Source organism: Desulfobulbus alkaliphilus (genome assembly GCF_016918545.1).
Classification (GTDB): Bacteria; Desulfobacterota; Desulfobulbia; order Desulfobulbales; family Desulfobulbaceae; genus Desulfobulbus; species Desulfobulbus alkaliphilus.
In genome coordinates this window covers 128,828-148,461 of record NZ_JAFFQC010000001.1, presented here as the reverse complement: position 1 = coordinate 148,461, position 19,634 = coordinate 128,828, and the positions used below count along the sequence as shown (strand labels likewise).

General features: G+C 58.6%; 17 protein-coding genes and 1 tRNA gene. 13 read left to right on the top strand and 5 right to left on the bottom strand.

Annotation, left to right across the window (positions count from 1 at the left end):
* Positions 1-29: 29 nt before the first annotated feature.
* The 3 genes from JWG43_RS00700 to mobB form a co-directional block, all read right to left on the bottom strand.
* Positions 30-251, bottom strand: a complete 222-nt coding sequence (locus JWG43_RS00700; RefSeq protein ID WP_205240881.1) for a hypothetical protein — start codon at positions 249-251, stop codon at positions 30-32.
* A 234-nt stretch (positions 252-485) separates the two neighbouring features.
* Positions 486-2,765: a hybrid sensor histidine kinase/response regulator gene (locus JWG43_RS00695; protein ID WP_205240880.1), complete on the bottom strand. Its 2,280-nt coding sequence runs from the start codon at positions 2,763-2,765 to the stop codon at positions 486-488.
* Positions 2,766-3,079: 314 nt separating this feature from the next.
* Positions 3,080-3,778: a molybdopterin-guanine dinucleotide biosynthesis protein B gene (gene mobB, locus JWG43_RS00690; RefSeq protein WP_205240879.1), complete on the bottom strand. Its 699-nt coding sequence runs from the start codon at positions 3,776-3,778 to the stop codon at positions 3,080-3,082.
* A gap of 320 nt (positions 3,779-4,098) precedes the next feature.
* Between mobB and JWG43_RS00685 the strand changes: the two genes are divergently transcribed.
* The 13 genes from JWG43_RS00685 to hypB all read left to right on the top strand — a co-directional run bounded on the left by JWG43_RS00685 (position 4,099) and on the right by hypB (position 18,440).
* Positions 4,099-4,644, top strand: a complete 546-nt coding sequence (locus JWG43_RS00685; RefSeq protein ID WP_205240878.1) for a hydrogenase maturation protease — start codon at positions 4,099-4,101, stop codon at positions 4,642-4,644.
* Positions 4,644-6,095, top strand: a complete 1,452-nt coding sequence (locus tag JWG43_RS00680) for a 4Fe-4S dicluster domain-containing protein (RefSeq protein ID WP_338033208.1) — start codon at positions 4,644-4,646, stop codon at positions 6,093-6,095. The genes JWG43_RS00685 and JWG43_RS00680 overlap by 1 nt, the downstream gene beginning before the upstream one ends.
* A 23-nt stretch (positions 6,096-6,118) precedes the next feature.
* Complete coding sequence (locus JWG43_RS00675; protein WP_205240954.1) at positions 6,119-9,196, top strand: FAD-dependent oxidoreductase; 3,078 nt, start codon at positions 6,119-6,121, stop codon at positions 9,194-9,196.
* Entirely contained in the window at positions 9,193-9,636 is a 444-nt protein-coding gene (locus JWG43_RS00670) for a hydrogenase iron-sulfur subunit (RefSeq protein ID WP_205240876.1), read from the top strand. The genes JWG43_RS00675 and JWG43_RS00670 overlap by 4 nt, the downstream gene beginning before the upstream one ends.
* Positions 9,626-10,543, top strand: coding sequence for an NADH-quinone oxidoreductase subunit B family protein (locus JWG43_RS00665; protein WP_205240875.1), 918 nt, complete (start codon positions 9,626-9,628; stop codon positions 10,541-10,543). Before JWG43_RS00670 ends, JWG43_RS00665 begins: the two co-directional genes overlap by 11 nt.
* Positions 10,544-10,554: 11 nt before the next feature.
* Entirely contained in the window at positions 10,555-11,904 is a 1,350-nt protein-coding gene (locus JWG43_RS00660) for a Ni/Fe hydrogenase subunit alpha (protein WP_205240874.1), read from the top strand.
* A 151-nt stretch (positions 11,905-12,055) separates the two neighbouring features.
* The gene (locus JWG43_RS00655; RefSeq protein ID WP_205240873.1) at positions 12,056-12,310 is read left to right on the top strand and encodes a hypothetical protein; all 255 of its coding nucleotides are present in this window, start codon (positions 12,056-12,058) and stop codon (positions 12,308-12,310) included.
* 260 nt (positions 12,311-12,570) lie between these two features.
* The gene (gene hypF, locus JWG43_RS00650) at positions 12,571-14,880 is read left to right on the top strand and encodes a carbamoyltransferase HypF (RefSeq protein WP_205240872.1); all 2,310 of its coding nucleotides are present in this window, start codon (positions 12,571-12,573) and stop codon (positions 14,878-14,880) included.
* Complete coding sequence (locus JWG43_RS00645; RefSeq protein ID WP_205240871.1) at positions 14,871-15,155, top strand: HypC/HybG/HupF family hydrogenase formation chaperone; 285 nt, start codon at positions 14,871-14,873, stop codon at positions 15,153-15,155. Before hypF ends, JWG43_RS00645 begins: the two co-directional genes overlap by 10 nt.
* Positions 15,146-16,273 (top strand): hydrogenase formation protein HypD, encoded by a 1,128-nt coding sequence (gene hypD / locus JWG43_RS00640; protein WP_205240870.1) that lies wholly within the window; start codon positions 15,146-15,148, stop codon positions 16,271-16,273. The genes JWG43_RS00645 and hypD overlap by 10 nt, the downstream gene beginning before the upstream one ends.
* A gap of 12 nt (positions 16,274-16,285) precedes the next feature.
* On the top strand, positions 16,286-17,302 hold the full coding sequence (hypE, locus tag JWG43_RS00635) for a hydrogenase expression/formation protein HypE (RefSeq protein ID WP_205240869.1): 1,017 nt from the start codon (positions 16,286-16,288) through the stop codon (positions 17,300-17,302).
* Between the two features lie 36 nt (positions 17,303-17,338).
* Complete coding sequence (locus JWG43_RS00630; RefSeq protein ID WP_205240868.1) at positions 17,339-17,725, top strand: hydrogenase maturation nickel metallochaperone HypA/HybF; 387 nt, start codon at positions 17,339-17,341, stop codon at positions 17,723-17,725.
* Positions 17,726-17,729: 4 nt separating this feature from the next.
* Positions 17,730-18,440 (top strand): hydrogenase nickel incorporation protein HypB, encoded by a 711-nt coding sequence (gene hypB, locus JWG43_RS00625; protein WP_205240867.1) that lies wholly within the window; start codon positions 17,730-17,732, stop codon positions 18,438-18,440.
* 132 nt (positions 18,441-18,572) lie between these two features.
* On the opposite strand, the gene JWG43_RS00620 is transcribed toward hypB, so the two are convergent.
* A tRNA-Sec gene (locus JWG43_RS00620) sits at positions 18,573-18,655 on the bottom strand.
* Positions 18,656-18,768: 113 nt separating this feature from the next.
* Positions 18,769-19,299, bottom strand: a complete 531-nt coding sequence (gene coaD, locus JWG43_RS00615) for a pantetheine-phosphate adenylyltransferase (protein WP_205240866.1) — start codon at positions 19,297-19,299, stop codon at positions 18,769-18,771.
* Positions 19,300-19,634 lie beyond the last annotated feature (335 nt).

Below are 19,634 nucleotides of genomic sequence, written 5' to 3'. Positions count from 1 at the left end.
CGACAGCAGCGCCTCCCGGCCGGCATGGATCAGTCATAGTCTTCGTCATCGGCGTCATCGGGATCCGTATCGATTTCGTCATCGAACAATTTCAGCCGAATCGGGTCAAGGGAACGGATCAGATATTCTGCTTCACAATCATTGCAGTATACGATGTCGTCCTCTTCGCAAAAACTGTCGATGATGATGTCGCCACCACAGACAGCGCACTCTTCCAGGATATCTTCTTCGTCGTTGTCCGTATCAATCATTGTTCTGCCTTTTCAGAGAAGTCCTTGCAGTGTCATCTCCCATGCTTCCATTGCCAAGGAATTCCGGCAAGGAATCCCGGCTGGAGGTCAGGGATGGTTGGTTCCGTTGGCGATTGATGAGAATACACCAGAACCTCTCTGTCAATAAAAAAGGATAATCGGACGGAATTCCCTGGTCGAGATTTATTGAGGAGGATCTGATATGCCGGGTGCTGATGCAGGGGGATCGACGAATTATCCGGGGGGCTGCTGGTGGCCCAGGACCTCACGCACCTTGGCTGCCAGGGTCGTTATGGAGAAGGGCTTTTGGATGAATTGCACACCTGGTTCAAGCACACCCTGCTTACCGATGACATCGGCGGTGTACCCGGACATGAACAGACAGCGCATGGTTGGTTGGAGGTTCAGGGCCTGCCGGGCCAATTCCTTGCCATTCATTCCCGGCATGATCACATCAGTGATGAGCAGATCGATATTGTCGTGGTCGCGGGTCAGGCCAAGGGCCACATCCGGCCCGGAGGCGCTGAGCACGGTGTAGCCGAGGGACTGGAGCATGACAGTGCTCAGGTCGAGCAGGGTAGGTTCATCTTCGACCAGGAGGATGGTTTCCTTGCCGGTAAGGGGTGCGATGTCAGCCGGCTCATTTTTGCATTGCTGGTCGTCGTCACGATGGCGGGGAAGATAGATTGTAAATTCGGTGCCTTGCCCAGGTGTGCTGGTGCAATGGATGCAGCCCTTGTTCTGGGTGATGATACCATTGACCATGGCTAAACCCAGGCCGGTGCCCTGGCCATGGTCTTTGGTGGTGAAGAAGGGGTCAAAAATTTGTTCCTGGATCTCCAGGTTCATGCCGCAACCATTATCGCTGACCGTGATCAGGACGTAGGCACCCGGGGTCAAGCCTGGGCAGGCGGCACAGGAGATCGCATCGACAACCCGGTTGGCAGTGGTAATGGTAATCCTTCCTTTACCGGTAATGGCATCCTTGGCATTGATGCAGAGGTTGGTCAGGATCTGATCGACCTGGGCCGGGTCCATCAGCACCGGCCACAAACCCGGGGCCGGCTGCCAGGTGAGTTCGATATCCTCACCAATGAGTCGGCGAAGCATATTGAGGGTTTTTTCCACAGCCTTGTTGAGATCGAGTGTCCGCGGCGCAATGGGTTGTTTGCGGGCAAAGGCGAGCAGTTGCCGGGTTAATTCCGCGGAACGCTCGGCGGCATTGAGGATTTGGAGTAATTTTCTGCGCAGGGGATCAGTCGGAGCGATGTTTTCCAGTGCCAGCTCGGTGTAACCGATGATCACCCCGAGCATGTTGTTGAAATCATGGGCCACCCCTCCCGCCAGGCGGCCGACGGATTCCATTTTCTGCGCCTGCAGCAGCTGCCTGCGCAGCTTCTCCTGTTCCTCCTCGGCCTGTTTACGTTTGGTTATGTCGCTGCCAAAGGAGGAAATTTCCAGAATGTGCCCTTCTTTATCCCTTGTGACCCGATTGTTCCAGTGGATCCAGATCCGGCGGCCGTCCCGGGTCTTGTTTTCGTTGATATTGTCGCGCAGGGTCTCATCGTCCTGGCAGATGGCGGCGATCATCCGCACCAGGTCCCTGCCGGAGGACTCCATCTCCGGTACGATGGTACCGACAACATTTTTACCGATCAGCTCTGCCTCGGAGTAGCCGAAGAAGTGGAGGGCGTATTCGTTGGCAAAGGTAACCACCCCGGAGGTGTCAAATTTTATAATGATGATATTAGCCCCTTCCACCAGATCACGATAGCGTTCCTCGCTCTGCCGCAGGGCCTGTTCGGTTTCCAGGATCCGGGTAATATCGGCGGTGGCGGTGAGCAGGGCCTTGCCGCCGTTCCAGTCGATGAATTTGCAGGCGTGCAGGGTGTGAAGGATTTTATGCTCCCGGATGGTCAGGGTTGCCTCCAGGCCGGAAGCTATGCCATGGCGCTCCAGTTCTTCGTTGATGGTGCGGACGGAATCCCGGTCAAAAATAATCCCCAGTTCGAGGCTGGTGCGCCCCAGCGCTTCCGCGGCAGGGACCCCGGTACTTTGACTGAAAGCCTGGTTGACCATCAGATAGCGACCCTCGAGGTCATTGACCGTGCAGGCAAAGGGCGCCAGGTCGAAGAGATTTTTAAACCGTTCGCTTCCCTGACGGGCTTCCCGGCGCAGGTGCCGCTGGCGGAGGAGCAGCCTGATCAGCCAGATGATCAACACACCCTCAAGGAACATGAAAGTCAGAGCAGCGATGACCAAGGTACGGCGCTCATACCAGTAAGGCTCGGTCTGGCTGGAAAGGGAGACCGTGGAGAGCAGGTCCAAATCTGTTTCCAGGGCAGAGATGGTCGGCGATACAGGTTCGGTAGCGATGGTTTCAGCTGTGGCCGGGTTCCACCATGTGGTCAGGATCAAGGCAGTGAGCAGGGCAAACAGCAGCACCCAGCCTGGTGCGTTGTGTCGGGCTGGTTGCAGAGAGAAAAAATCGTGAATGGAAAAACGGTTGGACATTGCAGACAGGGACGGCGGTCGGAGGAACGGTATTGTTATGTGGATACAAAAGGACTTCTTCAAACATACCTGGATGATCTCCCGGTTGAGAATGATTGGGTCGCAAGTGAATTGTACAGGAAAAGAGAAACCGGAGATAGTTTTTTTGTAACCGTCCAGGCGATGGTCTTGAGGATGATGAACAGATACTCATCATGCTCTTCGAATTTTGGATGCTGGTGGGTATTGAGAATGTCTTCAAAAACCAGGGGTGCACCCCGAAATTGAGGGATGTGGACGTGGCTGGCTCCTCTGGTGGTCTCACTCGACGCGCTTCAGGGGATCCGTTTATCTTGCGGGGCAGAACGTAGGGTGAGTTCCAGGGTGGCTGTCTCTCCGGTTGGCGCTAGTGAATCGAGACAGGGTCGCAAAAGAGCGGTCAACTGCTCCTGAAGCGTCTTGGGCAGGGGGATGGGGCGACCATTGGCGACTGCGTGGACCCATTGCGCTCCCGATTCCGGACCAGCGAGAAAACGCGCGACAAGGAAATCGGTGATCGCCGTCACCTGATCAAGACGGAAGACGAGGCCATCGGTCAGGGCGTGGTTGGCGGCCACGGCCACGATGCCGGGGACCTGGCCGCGCAGCAGCGGTGCATCTTCGTTGTGCCGGACCTCTATCTTGTCCACACCGTCGGCCTGTTTGAATCCTTCCGCGATCACCAGGTCCATGTCACGAAAATAGCGATACGCCAGGGAGGGGAGATCGCTGCCCCGCGGACCGCTGCGCAGAATGAGCTGGTCCGGAGCCAGAAGAGCGACGCTGTCGGCGCCGGCCCGTGCATACCTGGCGGTGTCAGTGGCCGGGGGGTCGGGGGTCAGTCCGGTTTCCTTGGTCGATTTGATCACCGCTACCCTGTAGCCCCTGGAGGTGAGGGCTGTGACCACTTGACTGGCCAGGGTGGTTTTGCCGGAATTGTGCCAGCCGGTGAAACAGACCACCGGCGGAATGGAAAATTGGGTTTTCGGCGCCATGGAATGTACTCGAGTGCATGTGCCTGAAGTGAAAGCTACCGTCGACAGAGGAAAATCCCGCGTCGACGCGCCGACGATCAGGTCTGATTGCCAGAACTTGTCTATACCATGAAATTCCCCTGTCCGCCGTTGTTTCTTCCAGGTGGGGCAGCGTGGCAAATGGTCTGGTTGCTGCTCCTGAATTAGTGACGGTTGGACGCTTGTTTGGGGTCTATCTTGTTATACCCTGCACCGGCCTTCCTTCGGGAGGAATGTGCACGGATTCAGGCTGCTGTTTTTCCTTGCGCAGACGTGGTATACCATGTCACAGTGTTGATATTATGCACACCTTGCACAAAAGCCGGTCGGCTGCGGTCCCGAAAGTCGCTGTTTTCGGCTGTGGCAATACGCTTCTTGGCGACGATGGTTTCGGTCCAGCGGTGATCGAGGCCCTCAGCGATGCCGACCTGCGGGCAACGGTCTGTCTTGTCGATGCCGGGACCTCCATCCGCGATTACCTGCTCGAGTATCTGATGCTGCCTGCTCTGCGCCCCGAAATGCTCATTGTTGCTGATGCAGGTGAACCATGTGCCGATGCGTCCGGAGATGGGCTGGTGAGGCGGATACGGCCGGCAGCTCTCTCTCCTCGTAAGAGCCATGATTATTCCCTGCACCAGTTCCCCACGGTCAACCTGCTTGCGGAGCTGGAACAGGAAACCGGGATCAGAGTGGAATTGTTTGTCGCTTCTCTTGCCGTGGTTCCCGAGCGCATCGCTCCGGGGTTGTCACCCCGCATGCAGGCAGCGGTGGCCGAGGCCCGAGACCGTATTCTCGAGTGTATCCACACCTATTATCCAGGCGAGACAGCCGGGACGGGGCTGACGTGATCTACGAAGTCAAGGTCAATGAATTGGCTGAGGAGTTCGGGGTGCACCGCAACACCATCCGCAACTGGATCAACTCCGGACTGTTGCCCGCTCAGGAGGGGCCGGGGCGCCGTTATCTGATCCATTGGGAAGACTACAAACAGCTCTGTGAGAAATACGGTCGGGAACCGCGGTTGATTCCGGAATCGGCCGCCGAGGAACCGGTTGTCTCGAGAACGGCTGTCCCTGTCCCCGCGGTCCGGCTCGGGGCGACAGCCGGTTTGCTGGCCACGCTTCCCTCCCAGATTGATATCTGTCAGACTTGCGGCTCCTGTGCCGGTGCCTGTCCCATAGCCGGTGTTGATGCACTCGATCCCCGCAAAATCGTCCGTATGGCCTTTCTGGGCATGGATGAGGAACTTCTGGCCAGCGATTGGCCCTGGAAGTGCACGCTGTGCGGCAAATGTGAAATCGTCTGCCCGATGCATGTCGAGATTGTCCAACTGATGCACCGCATCCGTGCTCGCCGTGACCGGGCCACGGTTCCCCTGCCCCTGCAGAAAGGGATATCCACCTGTCTGCAGACCGGTAATAATCTGGGTATCCCCAGGGAGGATTTCGTTGCTCTCCTGCAACAACTCGGCAAAGATCTTGCCCGATCCGTCTGCCCGGGATTTGTGACCCCCATCGATAAAACCGGTGCTCGGCTGTTGGTGACCGTCAATTCCAAGGAACCCTTTGCCGAACCCGACAACCTGACCTGGTGGTGGCGGATTTTTCATGCTGCCGGCGAATCATGGACCATTTCCTCGGAAAACTGGGAAGGCGTCAACTGGGGGCTGCACGCCGGCGACGACAGTGTCATGCAGACCCTGGCCAGACGGATGGTGGACAATGTCGAACGGCTCAACTGCACGGCTCTGCTCCTGCCCGAATGCGGTCATGCCTACTACGCCACCCGTTATGCCCTGGAACGCTGGTTTCCCGCAATCCTGCAGCGCCTGAAGATCTATTCGGTCTTTGACCTGCTGCTCGAGTATTTCAACCAGGGGCGAATCAGGGTCCGGCCCGTCTCCGACAAAACCGTGGTCACTTTGCACGATTCGTGCAATTATGGCCGCAAATCATTGAAAACCTTTGGTCACGGTTTTTTTGCGGAGGCCCGGACCCTGGTGCATTCGTGTTGTACGAAATATGTCGAACTGGTGCCGGATCGGGAAGAAAATTATTGCTGCGGTGCCGGCGGCGGCGGCTGGACCAGCCCCTTTACCGCGGAACGGGTCTATCATGGCCGCATCAAGGCTCGTCAGATTCGTGAATCCGGAGCCAGACTGGTGGTGACCTCCTGCCAGACCTGCAGGGATCAACTGGCCCAATCCCTGTGTCGGGAGTTCAACCTTAACATTACAGTCTGTTATCTCTGGGAACTGGTCGCTGATTGTCTGGTGCCGACCGAGCAGGAGCAGCCATGATCGGTCATAATGGTAGCGTTGACATGACCGCCTCGGAGCCGGTTGGCGCGGTTATGGTCATCGGCGGCGGTATCTCCGGGATGCGGGCAGCTTTGGATCTGGCCGACTCGGGGTATTATGTCTACCTGGTGGAGAAAACCGGGGCCATCGGTGGCGCCATGCCGCAGTACAACAAGGTCTTTCCCACCAACGACTGCTCCATGTGCATCATCGCCCCCAAGCTGGTGGAGTGCGGCCGGCATGCCAATATCCGCATCCTTACCTTGGGCAGCGTCCTCGACATCGCCGGTCGGCCCGGAGATTTCGTGGTGCGGGTGCGACAGAAACCCCGCTATGTCGACACCGAAAAATGTATTGCCTGCGGGCAGTGCAGCGCCCACTGCCCCCAAAGCGTCGACGACCCTTTCAGCGGTCATATCGCCGGGCGCAAGGCGATCTATATCAAATATCCCCAGGCTGTGCCCTTCAAGTACCAGATCGATGCCGAGGCCTGTCTGTATCTCAGCCAGGAGGGCAAGTGTGGTGTGTGTGCTGAAATCTGCCCGCCCGAAGCCATCAGGTTCGACGACCGTGCCCTGGAAGAGGAAATCCGGGTCGGAGCGGTGGTCATGGCCCTGGGGTTTCAGACCTTTAATCCCGCCGTGATCAAGGCCTGGGGGTATGGGGTGTATCCCAATGTCATCACCTCGCTGCAGTTTGAACGCTACCTGGCTCCGGACGGACCCACCAGCGGCGTGCTCCACCGACCCTCTGACGGCAAACCGGTGCGCAGGATCGCCTTTCTCCAATGCATCGGCAGTCGAGACAAACACCATTGCGGTAATGAATACTGCTCCTCGGTCTGCTGCATGTATGCGATCAAGGAGGCGGTCATGGTCAAGGAGGCCAATCCTGAGTTGGAGGTGACCATTTTCTATACCGATATACGGACCCACGGCAAGGAATTCGACCGTTATTTCGAGCGGGCCCGCAGCGAGACGGGGATCCGCTTTGTCCGCTCCCGGATCCATGGGGTCGAACCCAGGGGGACCAGGGGCGATCTCCGTCTGCATTATATCAGTGTTCAGGGCAGGCAGGTCGAGGAGATCGTCGACCTGGTGGTCCTCTCGGTGGGCCTGGAAACAGCGGATGACATGGTCAGCCTGGCGGATAGAATCGGTATCCAGATGACCCCGGACCGATTTGCCGCCATTTCGGCCTTTATGCCGGTACACACGTCCAGGGAGGGTATTTTCACCTGCGGCGCCTTCAACGGTCCCCGGGATATTCCCCAGTCGGTGATCGGCGGCTCGGCAGCAGCAGCCTCCGTTGCCGTCCTGTTGAGCGGGGCGCGTCATTCCCTGACCAGAACAGCGTCGTTTCCCCTGGAACAGGATGTGCGCCTGCGGGAGCCGCGGATCGGGGTATTTATCTGTCATTGCGGGACCAATATCGCCGGAGTGGTCGATATCGAGGAGGTGGCCGCCTATGCCGCTACCCTGGCGAATGTGGTTTCCGTGGAACGTAACCTCTTTACCTGCGCCCAGGATACCCAGGATATCATGGGGCAGCAGATCAGGGATCGGGAACTCAATCGGATCGTGGTGGCAGCCTGTACCCCCAGGACCCATGAACCGCTGTTTCGCGCTACCCTCAGATCCGCCGGTATCAATGAGTATCTGCTGGAGATGGCCAATATCCGCAATCAGAATGCCTGGGTGCATGGTTTTGACCAGCAGACCGCCACCGCCAAAGCCAAGGATCTGATCCGAATGGCGGTGGCCAAGGTCAGTGGTCTCCGTGCCCTGCATCCCCTGCGTATTCCCATCACCCCCTCGGCTCTGGTTATCGGCGGCGGGGTGGCGGGCATGACCGCGGCCCTCAATCTGGCGCTGCAGGGCTTTGATGTCCATCTGGTGGAAAAGACCGGTCAGCTAGGAGGCAATGCCCTCCATCTGTTCCAGACCTGGAGCGGTGAGCATGTACCCCGCTACCTCGATGGACTGCGCAGCGAGGTGGTTAATCATCCTCGAATTGCCGTGTTCTATCACAGCACAGTGGTGGAGGTGGCCGGCCACGTCGGCAATTTCACCACAACCCTCAGGGGCGACTCCGGACGAAGGAAAACCGTCCGCCATGGTGTTGTTCTCATCACCACCGGGGCCAAACGCTACATTCCCGAAGAATTCGAATACGGCAAAATTCCCAAGGTGGTGGCCTCCATTGAATTCGACAAACTCCACATGCACAATGAAGCCAGGGTGGCCCGGGGTACCTCCTTTGTTTTTATCCAGTGCGTCGGCAGCCGCAATCAGGAGCGGCCGTATTGCTCGAAATCCTGCTGTACCCACTCGATTCAAAGTGCCATCAAGTTGAAAAAAGAGGCCCCGTCCCGCCGGATCTACATCCTTTATCGGGAAATCCGCACTTACGGCCAGCGCGAGCGCCTCTATAACAAGGCCCGGGAACTGGGCATTGTCTTTATCAACTACGAACTCCACGGTCCGCCAAAACTCTCTCGGGAAAGGGACGGGGTCCTGGTCGAGGTCTGGGATCATGTCCTGCATCGACCGCTGCAGATCCAGGCAGATGTGGTGATCCTTGCCAGCGCTACCCTGGCCAGTCCGGACGCATCGGATCTGGCCAATCTGTTCAAGCTGCCTCTCAATGCCGATGGGTTTTTTCAGGAGGCCCATGCCAAGCTGCGACCGGTGGAGTTTCACGTTGACGGTGTGTTCGTCGCCGGTCTGGCCCACTATCCCAAGCCTCTGGAAGAATCCATTTCCCAGGCTCTGGCCGCCGCCGGCAAGGCCGGTTGCCTCCTGGCCCGCAAGGAAATTGCCTTGGAGGCCTACGTTGCCCAGGTCGACCCGGGGCGCTGCGACGGCTGCGGTCTGTGTATCGAGGTCTGCCCGTACCGGGCCATTACCCTGGTGGAATATGAAGATGAAAAAGGCGTGGTTTTGAAATCAGTGGTCATTGATCAGGTGCTGTGCAAGGGCTGCGGCATCTGTCAGGGGACCTGCCCGAAACAGGGCGTTGATGTTGCCGGCTTTACCTGCGCGCAGATCGAGGCCCAGGTGGACGCCGCCCTGGATGATACGGTAGCGGAGGGGACATGAACTGGGACGCGAAAATCATCGCTTTCTGCTGCAACTGGTGCTCCTATGCCGCGGCTGACCTGGCCGGCATCTCCCGTCTGCAGTACTCCGGATCGATCAGGATTATCCGGGTGCTGTGCTCAGGCATGGTCCATCCGCAACAGGTTTTGCATGCCCTTGATAAAGGAGCCGCCGGAGTTATGCTCATCGGCTGCCATCTCGGGGAATGCCATTATCTCAAAGGCAATGAGGTGGCTCTGGCCCGGGCCGAGGTGATTGTCGATACCCTGGAAGATCTGGGGTATGCGAGCGAGCGCTTCGAGCTGACCTGGGTGTCCTCGGCGGAACCGGAGCGGCTGGTGAAAGCTTTTCATCACATGATTGCCAGGCTGGCGGACCTGGACCGAGGTTCGCCGGTGTTCACCGCCGGCGGCGCAGGAAGGCTCATCAATGAAACCTAGACTCAATTTTGAGTGGCTCCATGGTTGTTCGGGTTGTGAAATCGCTCTGTTGAACAGCGGCGAGCTGCTGTTCTCGCTTTTTCAGCTGGTTGATATTGTCCACTTCCCTCTGCTCATGGACCATAAGTACATTGCGGATCCAGGTGAGGAAGGCGATCTCTCCCTGCCCGAGGCCGATATCGGCCTGGTGACCGGAGGGGTCGGTCTGGCGAGTCATCTCAAGATCCTCACGGCCATGCGGCGGCAATGCCGGGTCCTTATCGCTGTTGGTACCTGCGCCGGTCACGGCGGTATACCGGCGATGCGCAATCAATGGACCGCCGGCCAGACCATGGAGACCGTGTTCAGCACCGCAACCACCGATACCGCTCCTGTCCCCGATGGTGTGCCGGCCCTGTTGGACCGGGTGTCCAGCATTGACGAGCAGGTGCGGGTGGATGTCTGTCTGCCCGGCTGCCCGCCGCGTCCTGAGATGATCATCGCGGTTCTGGAGGCCTTGATACAACGGGAAGAGCAGCGTCTGCCGCATAAGAGCGTCTGTGAAACCTGTCCCACCGTACGGACAGGAAAAGGGCAGGCCACGATCCATCGGGGTACGGTCAGGGCCGCGTATACTCCAGGGGAACCTTTGGACCGGATGCGCTGTCTCCTGGAGCAGGGGTTGCTCTGCATGGGGCCGGTGACCGCCGGAGGCTGCGGCGGCAGGGATGTGCCGCTTTGCCTGCGCAGCCGTGTCTCCTGTCGCGGCTGCTATGGCCCTGTTCGTAAGTACGGCAACCAGCTTCTCGACATGATGAACGCCCTGGCCAGCAATGGCATCGATTATCGCACCATTATCGATCGCACATCACTGTTGCGCTTCAGCGGGGCCCACGGCCGACTCAGGCCAAAAGGGGAAAGGAAATGAGGGAGGCTGGCATGAAGCGGGCAATAACCATTGAACCGATAACCAGAATCGAGGGCCACGCCCGGATCAGGATTGATCTTGACGAGAGCGGGCGGGTCAGTGATGCCCGGGTGGAGATCACCGCTTTGCGCGGATTCGAGCAATTTGTCATCGGTCGGCCGGCGGAAGAGATTCCCCGGATCGTCACCAGGATCTGCGGTATCTGTCCCTGGATGCATCACCTGGCGGCGGTCAAGGCCATTGATGGCTGTTTCGGGGTCAGTCCCCCTCCAGCCGGGAATCTGTTGCGGGAACTGGCCCAGGTGCTGGCTCATATCCATGACAAGATTCTCCATTTTTTCTTTCTTGCCGCCCCGGACTTTGTTCTTGGCCCGGAAAGCGATTATTCGGTCCGCAATGTCATGGGTCTGGTCCGCAGTGAGCCCGAGCTGGCCGCCCGGGTGGTGCGCATGCGACAGTTAGCCCTGGCCATGCTGGAGCGCTTTGCCGGCAAGGCCATCCATCCGGTGGCCGGCGTGGTTGGCGGCTTTGCCAGGCCCATGGACGCCGGGGAGCAGCGGGATCTGCTTGCCGACGGTCAGGTGCTGCTTGATTTTGCCTGTCAATCGCTTGCCTTTGCCAAGGAACGGATCTTTTCCCGTTTTGTCGAGGAAATGCTCTCGCTGGGATCGGTGACCACAGGGTTTCTCGGCACGGTTGACGCCCAGGGATCTCTGCGCCTGTACGACGGTCTGCTGCGGCTGATGGACCCCGGCGGTGGTCTGGTCGAATTTCCGGTCGAGGAATATGATCAGTTTCTGGCCGAGCATGTCGAACCCTGGTCGTATGCCAAGATGGTGTATGCCAGATCCTGGGGCGAGGGAATTTCCCTGGATTCATCGCAGCCCAGGGGGATATACCGGGCCAATACCCTGGCCCGGATCAATGTCTGTGACCACATCGCCACCCCCAGGGCTCAGGAAGAACTGGAGGCTTTTCGGGAACTGTTCGGGCGCCCGGCCCAGGGTACCCTGCTGTACCACTGGGCCAGATTGATCGAGCTGGTGTATGCCTGTGAACGAACCCTGGAGCTGCTTGCCGACGAACGGATTGTCGAGCCGTTGGTTCATCATGTGGTCGAACCCGGCGCCGGCAGAGGCATAGGTCACGTCGAGGCACCGCGGGGCACCCTGCTCCATGAGTATGCAACCGACGGGAACGGGTGTATTACCCGGGCCAATCTGATTGTCGGCACCACCCATAATGTGGCCCCTATGCAGCTCTGTGTCCGCCAGGCCGCGGATCGCCTGATCGGCAACGGGGCCGCTGATGAAGAGATCCTCAACCGGATCGAGATGGCGGTCCGGGCCTATGACCCCTGAATTTCCTGCGCAACTCACCGCCTGGATGGCGGTCCGACAGTTGTGGTCACTCTTTTTGATCATCATGGTACACCGGTGCGCAGTCTGCACCGTTGAACCTCCACCCGCGGGTCAGGTCTTCCTCCTCCCGTACACCTGCTCGGGTATGCGTATGCAAGCAAAAACCAGAAAAACAGACCGGGTTATCGTGCGGGTTGAATCGCCTGACTGTGCCTGTGGCTCCGTCGGCCATATGACCGTGGACGAACTCAAGCAGCGGGCTGCCCATGACGATATGGATCTCTCCTGTCCTGTCTGTGGACTCATTCATCTCAGTCGGGAAGAGATCGAGGATCTGGAGAAGCAGAAGGTGGTCCATTCCAAACGATACCGGGAGATTCAGCGTCAGGCCGAAGGGGATGGGTAGATAAGGAAATTAGAGGAAATTAGGGGAAATTAGGGGAAATTAGGGACACTTCCCTATTTAATTTTTTAACAAAAATTAAATAGGGAAGTGTCCCTAATTTCCTGCTGATTTATGCCAATTGGGCTGAATGGTCGTGTGGAAAAAAAGCATGGTGCAAAGATGGTCTTGCTGCTAGAGTATACCTGCTAGGAAATAATGCGGCCCGGTTCGGTCGTTACAGCGGAACCGGGACCAAGGGACCTGTGACAATGACCACACCCATGAGTGAAATCGAGACAACCGCCCGGCGACTCACGGTCCATGGGGTAGTGCAGGGCGTGGGGTTCCGGCCCTTTGTCTATCGGCTGGCGCATCGATTTGCCTTGAGCGGAACGGTGGTCAATGATGGACAGGGTGTTCATATTCATGTTGATGGTCCGGCGGCAGTCCTGGATGGCTTCATTGCCGCGTTGCGCAATGAAGCGCCTCCGGTGGCCCGCATCGCTGATATTGATGTGTGTGCCGCGCAGGCTCTGGACAGTAGAGAGACTGGTTTTCGCATTCTTCCCAGCCGCTCCGAAGGACAGGCTCTTGTGCCGATTGCTCCGGACTTAGCCACCTGCACCGACTGTCTGGCTGAAATCCTCGATCCCGACAACCGTCGCTTTCGCTATCCCTTTACCAACTGCACCAATTGCGGTCCCCGTTTCTCCATTGTCGAACGGATTCCGTATGACCGGCCCAACACATCGATGCGGGTCTTCCCCATGTGCGAGGGGTGCAGCCGCGAATATCACGATCCGTTTGATCGCCGTTTTCACGCGCAACCCAACGCCTGCCCGGCCTGCGGCCCGCGTCTGAGCTGGCATGACCACGATGGTATTCCCCTTGATGGCGATGCCTTGAGCCAGGCCGCCGCAGCCCTGGCTGAAGGGGCCGTGGTGGCGATCAAGGGGCTGGGCGGTTTTCACCTTGCCGTGGACGCGGGTTCACAGGCAGCGGTAACCGCGCTACGGACCCGCAAGCATCGCCAGGGTAAGCCTCTGGCGGTCATGGTCCGGGATCTGGAGGCTGCCAGGGCGTTCTGTTACCTGTCCGATGAAGCAGCAGCCTTGCTCACCTCACCGGAGCATCCCATTGTCCTTGGAGAACAGCGGCCCACCGCCGGCCTGGCGGCGGCGGTGGCTCCCGGACTGGATGTTCTCGGGGTGATGCTGCCCGCCACGCCCTTGCACCACCTTCTTTTCCACCAGGATCGCGTACCGGCTGCACTGGTGATGACCAGCGGTAATCGCAGTGACGAACCGATCTGCACCGGCAATGACGAGGCCCTGCGGCGGCTCCAGGGGTTGGCGGATTTTTTCCTTCTCCACAATCGCGAGATCGTTACCCGGGTTGATGATTCAGTGGCGCGAATCATGGCCGGAAAAGTCCGCCTGCTGCGCCGGGCGCGCGGGTATGCCCCGGTACCGCTGCCACTCCGACATCCGACCACGGATATTCTTGCCTGTGGAGCGGAGATGAAAAACAGCTTCTGTTTTGTTCGCGATCAGCAGGCTTATCTCAGCCAGCACATTGGAGAATTGACCGGGGCGGAGAATTTCGCTTTTTACCGGGAAAGCATCGAGCATTTCAGCTCAATTCTGGCTACGACTCCGAGATTGAGTGCCTGTGACCTGCATCCCGATTATCTCTCCACCCGTTTTGCCCGCGGCCGCAAGCAGCCCTGCCGGGCCGTCCAGCATCACCATGCCCATATCGGCGCCGTGCTGGCGGAGCATGGGGTGGATGGGCCAGTGCTCGGGGTTGTCCTTGATGGCGCTGGCTACGGTGCCGACGGTACGGTCTTCGGCGGGGAGATCTATCGCGCCGACCGCGGCGGCTTTGTGCGTCTTGGGCGATTGTCGCACCTGCCCCTTCCCGGCGGTGACCGGGCGGCCCGTGAACCCTGGCGCATGGCCCTGGCGCTCTTGTATCAGGGCCTGGGTCCGGCGGCATTTGCCCAGGCCGCCCGGTTGCCAGCCCTGGCAGCCATTCCTGGAGAGAAACAACGGGTGCTGGCCCAGATGCTGGTGAAACAACTCAATTGTCCCCGCTCCTCCAGCTGCGGCCGTCTTTTTGATGCTGTTGCCGCCCTGACCGGGCTGTGCCTGGACAATGCGTATGAAGGGCAGGCAGCGATGCTGCTCGAGGCCGCTGCTGTCCGGGCGCCATTGTCTGCAGTCCATTCCGCTTATCCGCTCGGCTGCCGTGAGCAGGAAGGGCTGTGGATCATCGATTCGGCTCCCCTGGCCGCGTGCATAGTCCGCGATCTTGCCGCGGACATTGATGCCGCGGTCATTGCCCGCCGTTTTCACCTGTGGCTGGTGGAGTCCCTGGTGACGGTGCTTCTTGTACTGCAGCAGCGGACAGGTCTGCATGAAATCGTGCTGTCCGGTGGTTGTATGCAGAATAAACTGCTTTTTGAAACCCTGGTCCAACGGCTGGAAGAGCATGATTGTTCCGTCCTGGCTGGTGAACTGGTGCCTATGAATGACGGCGGCATCGCCCTTGGTCAGGCGTATACAGGAGGAAGAACCCCATGTGTTTAGCTGTCCCTCTGCAGGTGGTGGAGGTCATAACCGGGTCCGATGAACTGCTTGATCCCGGGGTTGCCCTGGTGGCCGGTGATGGTATCCGTCGGGAGGTGCGGCTGGAAATGGTGGACAGGATTCCGGCGGTGGGCGAGTATGTCATTATTCACGCCGGGTTTGCGATCCGTACCCTGACCGAAGAGGAGGCCGAATACAACCTGAGCCTCATGCGGCGGATGGCCGAGGTCCTGGAGGAGGAGGGGCGTCTGCCCGGGGAACCGGAATGCAGTTGAATGAGGCGTTCCGCAGCCGGGAGGTCACAGCGCCTCTGGTAGCGGAGATCTCCCGCGGTCTGCGGCAGCCGGTGCGGATCATGGAGGTCTGCGGCACCCATACCATGGCCATTTTTCGCCATGGTATCCGTTCGCTGCTTCCCGAACAGATGACCTTGCTGTCCGGTCCCGGCTGTCCGGTCTGTGTCACTCCGGCTGGGTACATCGATGCCCTGCTCGCCGCCGCCCGATTGCCGCGGGTTGTCCTTGCCACCTTTGGTGATCTGATCAGGGTGCCGGGCAGCGAAGAAGCTTCTCTGGCCACGGCCCGCTCCGCCGGTGCGCGAGTGGAGATTGTCTACTCACCCATGGATGCCCTGGCCCTGGCGCAAAGAGAACCGGAGTGCACGGTGGTGTTTGCGGCTGTCGGTTTCGAAACCACGGCCCCCACCATCGCCGCCACCCTGGTGCAGGCCAGGCGTCTTGGGGTGGATAATTTTCTGATCATAGCTGCGATTAAAACCATGCCCGCCGCTCTTGACGCCCTCATGGATGATCCTGACCTGCCGGTCGATGGACTGCTCTGCCCCGGGCATGTCAGCGCGGTCATCGGCAGCGGCGCGTATCGCCCGCTGGTGGAGAAACATCAGTTGGCCTGTGCCGTGGCCGGATTCGAACCCGCCGACATTCTCACCGGCCTGCTCAGCCTGATCCGCCAGATCCAGTCAGGCCGCCCTAGGGTAACCAACTGCTATACCCGGGCAGTGAGCGAGGAGGGCAATGTCAGGGCCAGGATGCTGATGGAGGAAGTGTTTACGCCGGCGGACAGCGAATGGCGGGGGTTGGGCATGATCCCGGCCAGCGGTCTGGTTCTGCGCACGGAATACCAGGATTTTGACGGCCTGCGGCAATTGGGTATTGCCTTGCAGGCGACCCGGGAACCCGGGGGGTGCCGTTGCGGTCAGGTTCTCAAGGGCTGCCTGCTGCCACCGGATTGCCCCCTCTATGGGGCACGTTGCACACCGTTACGTCCGGTGGGGCCCTGTATGGTCTCCAGCGAAGGGGCCTGTGCCGCTTTTTTTCGCTACTCCGGTGAGAAGAAGAGTCGCAAAGGGGGCGGGGAAACTTATGAAGCATAACAGACCAAGGGCATGAAAGCAGATTCGATCATCAGTCTTGACCACGGAAGCGGTGGGCTGGCCAGCCAGAACCTCATCAGCGACCTGTTCCTCAAATATCTCACCAGTCCTCAGTTGCGCGACCTGGAAGACTGCGCCGTCCTGGGTGAATATGCCGGTCGTCTTGCCTTTTCCACCGACTCTTTTGTCGTGGACCCCCTGTTTTTCCCGGGCGGTGATATCGGCGAGCTGGCGGTGCATGGGACCATCAATGATCTGGCCATGCGCGGCGCCCGTCCCATCGCCCTCAGTCTGGCGCTGATTATTGAAGAAGGGTTTCCGCTGGCGGATCTTGAGCGGATCATTGCCTCGGTGGCCCGCTGTTGCGAAGCGGCCGGGGTGGCTGTTGTCACTGGTGATACCAAGGTGGTGCCCCGGGGCAAGGCCGATGGAATGTTCATTAATACCTCCGGCATTGGCATTGTCTCTCATCGTCTTGATGTATCCGTGAAAATGGCTGTGCCGGGGGATACGGTTCTGCTTTCCGGTACCCTTGCCGATCATGGCATTACCATCATGAGCCGTCAGGCGGGCATCGACCTGGATGGTGATATCTTCAGTGATACCCAACCACTGCACCGCCTGGTCGGCGCCCTGCTGGAGTCCGATGCCTGTAGGGTGCATGTGCTCCGTGACCCCACCCGGGGCGGAGTGGCGACAGCACTTTGTGAAATTGCCCGGGCGTCAAAGGTTGATATTACCATTGAGGAAGAGCGGCTGCCGATCATGGCCCCGGTTGCGACGGCCTGCGAACTGATAGGGCTCGACCCGCTGTATCTGGCCAATGAGGGCAAATGCCTCATCGTTTGTGCCCGGGAAGCGGCGGAAGACCTTCTGCAATTGCTTCGACAGGTGCCGGAGGGCAGGGGGGCGGCTCGTATCGGCAGGATCAGCGGACCCGGAGCGGGGCAGGTCACTCTCACCACCAGAATTGGTGGATCCCGGCTGCTTGAGCCATTGACCGGGCAGTCGTTGCCGAGAATCTGCTGAAATCCGGTTTTTTCTCTCACGGGAGCATCTCCTCCAATGCATGAACTTTCCCTGGCGCAGAGCCTGCTCGAACAATTGCTTGAATTAGCCGGAAAGCATCAGGCTGCCCGGGTCACCCGGGTCGTGGTCACGCTCGGTCCTTTTTCCGGTATCGTCCAGGACAGTTTTGCCTTTGGCTTCAATATTCTCAAGGCGGAGCGGCCGGCTACCCGGGATGCGGTTCTTGACATGGAGACTCCGGACCCGGAATACATCTGTCTGGAGTGCAACAAAGTGGCGCTTATCCCTTTCCCCAGGCAGAGTGAACGGCTGGACCTGGCCCGTCATGGTCTGGCGGCCAGAAAATGTCCCTGGTGCGGGTCGAATCGTCTCTCCCCTCAAGGCGGCACCGAACTGATTCTCAATCAAGTAGAAATGGAGTAGTCCCATGTGTGATACCTGCGGCTGTCAACTGCACGAGCACCATCATCACGACCCCAAAGTGGTCGAAGTCAACCAGAGTCTGTTGGCGGCCAACGTCCAACAGGCAATGTCCAACCGGCAGCATATTGAGAAGATGGGGGCCGTGGCCATCAACCTCATTTCCAGTCCCGGTTCCGGTAAAACCACCTTGCTTGAGCGAACCATCGAGGCCATGCGCGATACAGTGCGGATTGGCGTGATCGAGGGTGACATCGAGACCGAGCGCGATGCTGAACGTATCCGCGCCAAGGGAGTGCCGGCGGTGCAGCTCACCACCGGCGGGGCCTGCCATCTGGACGCACCCCTGGTCCATGGCGGCCTGCATGTGCTGGAGCATTTTGCCAAGGGTGCCGGTTACGACCTGATTTTCATCGAAAATGTCGGGAATCTGGTCTGTCCGGCCACCTTTGATCTGGGTGAACATATCCGAGTGGTCCTGCTGTCGGTGCCGGAGGGTTCGGATAAACCGGCTAAATATCCGGCCACCTTCAAAGGAGCTGATTTGGTTCTCCTTACCAAGGTGGACCTGCTCCCTTATTTCGATTTTTCCATGGAAGAGGTTCGCAAAGAGGCAGGTCTTCTCAAGCCCGACCTGGAGTTGATGGCGCTCTCAGCCACCAGCGGCGAGGGATTTGATGCCTGGCTGTCGTTTCTTGACAGGCGGTTGAATCGCTGACAGGGCCGACGAGGTCCGTGCCCTGCACGGGACTGAGGGGCTCAGCACAGCGGCACTTGAACGGTTGCAGGTAGGTGGGCACTTCTTTTTCCTCCCCACACCGGTGGGTGGTTGCGGCTGGAGCGAGGAGACTGGTTTTGGAATCGAACCAAACGGCTTCCCTTTCACAGGCAGCCCAACGGGGTTGAAGCCCGCGGCCGGCACCAGCCAGCTCAACCAGTCGGATCGGTTTTTTATATACTATTGATAGAATATATCAATGGTAAACCGATTCGATGGCAGGGGGCAGTACTTTTTTAGGGACCGAAGGTGGCCGTTTTTCAGTTGTTCAGATTTTTTCGAGATGACGGCGGTGGGTTTGCCGAGGACGCAGGGCATGGAATTTATCCAGCATCCTGAAGTAGACAGATTCAGGCACATACTCCCTGACCACCTGTTCCCAGTCATCCGAGCCGACCAGGCCTTTGACCAGACTGGAGCTGACCTCAACCAGTTCGCGGGGCGACATCATGAACAGCGTCTGAATCCTTTTGTTCATGTTGCAGTTGACGTAGCGCATGCCTCGTTCATAGGTGTAATCTTTTTCGTTTCTGATGCCGCGGAGAATGTAATCCACACCAATGGATTCAGCATATTTGACCAGGAATTTATTCTCAAAGTGCACTACCCTGACATTGGGGAGACGTGCGCACATCTCTTCCAGCATGTCCATCCGTTCTTCCAGGCTGAAGGTGTATTCTTTCTGCGAATTTTCGCCGACAGCGACATAAAATTCGTTGAAAAGTCGCGATCCCTGCTCGATCATCCATAAATGACCATTGGTTGGCGGGTCGTAGCTTCCAGCGTAGATTCCTTTCATAGAAGATCCTGCAGCATGCGTTTGAGCTGAACTCTTGCCGCTTTGCCGGAGAGGCGGCAGAGCGACCGGTGGCCGATCATGAATCGAATGATAGGTGGAGTATCGCCTCTTTTGTTCCATAAGGTTCATCTCGCTCTGGTGGCAGGATGCCTTGCCGCGCGGTGCATCCTCTCCCTGCGGTTGCGGTGCGAAGCAAGTACCTGTGACATGGGGTGGAATCAGTCTGGCAAACTATGGTTACGCTATAGCAAATCAGGTAGTTGCCAGTCAACAGGATATTCCGGTAAGACATCCGTGCAATGTACCTGTGTACAGCCGATGCCCGGACAAATGCT

Excerpts from the sequence above, each read along its gene's own strand:
- JWG43_RS00700 (WP_205240881.1), bottom strand. The coding sequence starts at position 251 with ATGATTGATACGGACAACGACGAAGAAGATATCCTGGAAGAGTGCGCT.
- JWG43_RS00695 (WP_205240880.1), bottom strand. The coding sequence starts at position 2,765 with ATGTCCAACCGTTTTTCCATTCACGATTTTTTCTCTCTGCAACCAGCC.
- mobB (WP_205240879.1), bottom strand. The coding sequence starts at position 3,778 with ATGGCGCCGAAAACCCAATTTTCCATTCCGCCGGTGGTCTGTTTCACC.
- JWG43_RS00685 (WP_205240878.1), top strand. The coding sequence starts at position 4,099 with ATGCACACCTTGCACAAAAGCCGGTCGGCTGCGGTCCCGAAAGTCGCT.
- JWG43_RS00675 (WP_205240954.1), top strand. The coding sequence starts at position 6,119 with ATGACCGCCTCGGAGCCGGTTGGCGCGGTTATGGTCATCGGCGGCGGT.
- JWG43_RS00670 (WP_205240876.1), top strand. The coding sequence starts at position 9,193 with ATGAACTGGGACGCGAAAATCATCGCTTTCTGCTGCAACTGGTGCTCC.
- JWG43_RS00665 (WP_205240875.1), top strand. The coding sequence starts at position 9,626 with ATGAAACCTAGACTCAATTTTGAGTGGCTCCATGGTTGTTCGGGTTGT.
- JWG43_RS00660 (WP_205240874.1), top strand. The coding sequence starts at position 10,555 with ATGAAGCGGGCAATAACCATTGAACCGATAACCAGAATCGAGGGCCAC.
- JWG43_RS00655 (WP_205240873.1), top strand. The coding sequence starts at position 12,056 with ATGCAAGCAAAAACCAGAAAAACAGACCGGGTTATCGTGCGGGTTGAA.
- hypF (WP_205240872.1), top strand. The coding sequence starts at position 12,571 with ATGAGTGAAATCGAGACAACCGCCCGGCGACTCACGGTCCATGGGGTA.
- JWG43_RS00645 (WP_205240871.1), top strand. The coding sequence starts at position 14,871 with ATGTGTTTAGCTGTCCCTCTGCAGGTGGTGGAGGTCATAACCGGGTCC.
- hypD (WP_205240870.1), top strand. The coding sequence starts at position 15,146 with ATGCAGTTGAATGAGGCGTTCCGCAGCCGGGAGGTCACAGCGCCTCTG.
- hypE (WP_205240869.1), top strand. The coding sequence starts at position 16,286 with ATGAAAGCAGATTCGATCATCAGTCTTGACCACGGAAGCGGTGGGCTG.
- JWG43_RS00630 (WP_205240868.1), top strand. The coding sequence starts at position 17,339 with ATGCATGAACTTTCCCTGGCGCAGAGCCTGCTCGAACAATTGCTTGAA.
- hypB (WP_205240867.1), top strand. The coding sequence starts at position 17,730 with ATGTGTGATACCTGCGGCTGTCAACTGCACGAGCACCATCATCACGAC.
- coaD (WP_205240866.1), bottom strand. The coding sequence starts at position 19,299 with ATGAAAGGAATCTACGCTGGAAGCTACGACCCGCCAACCAATGGTCAT.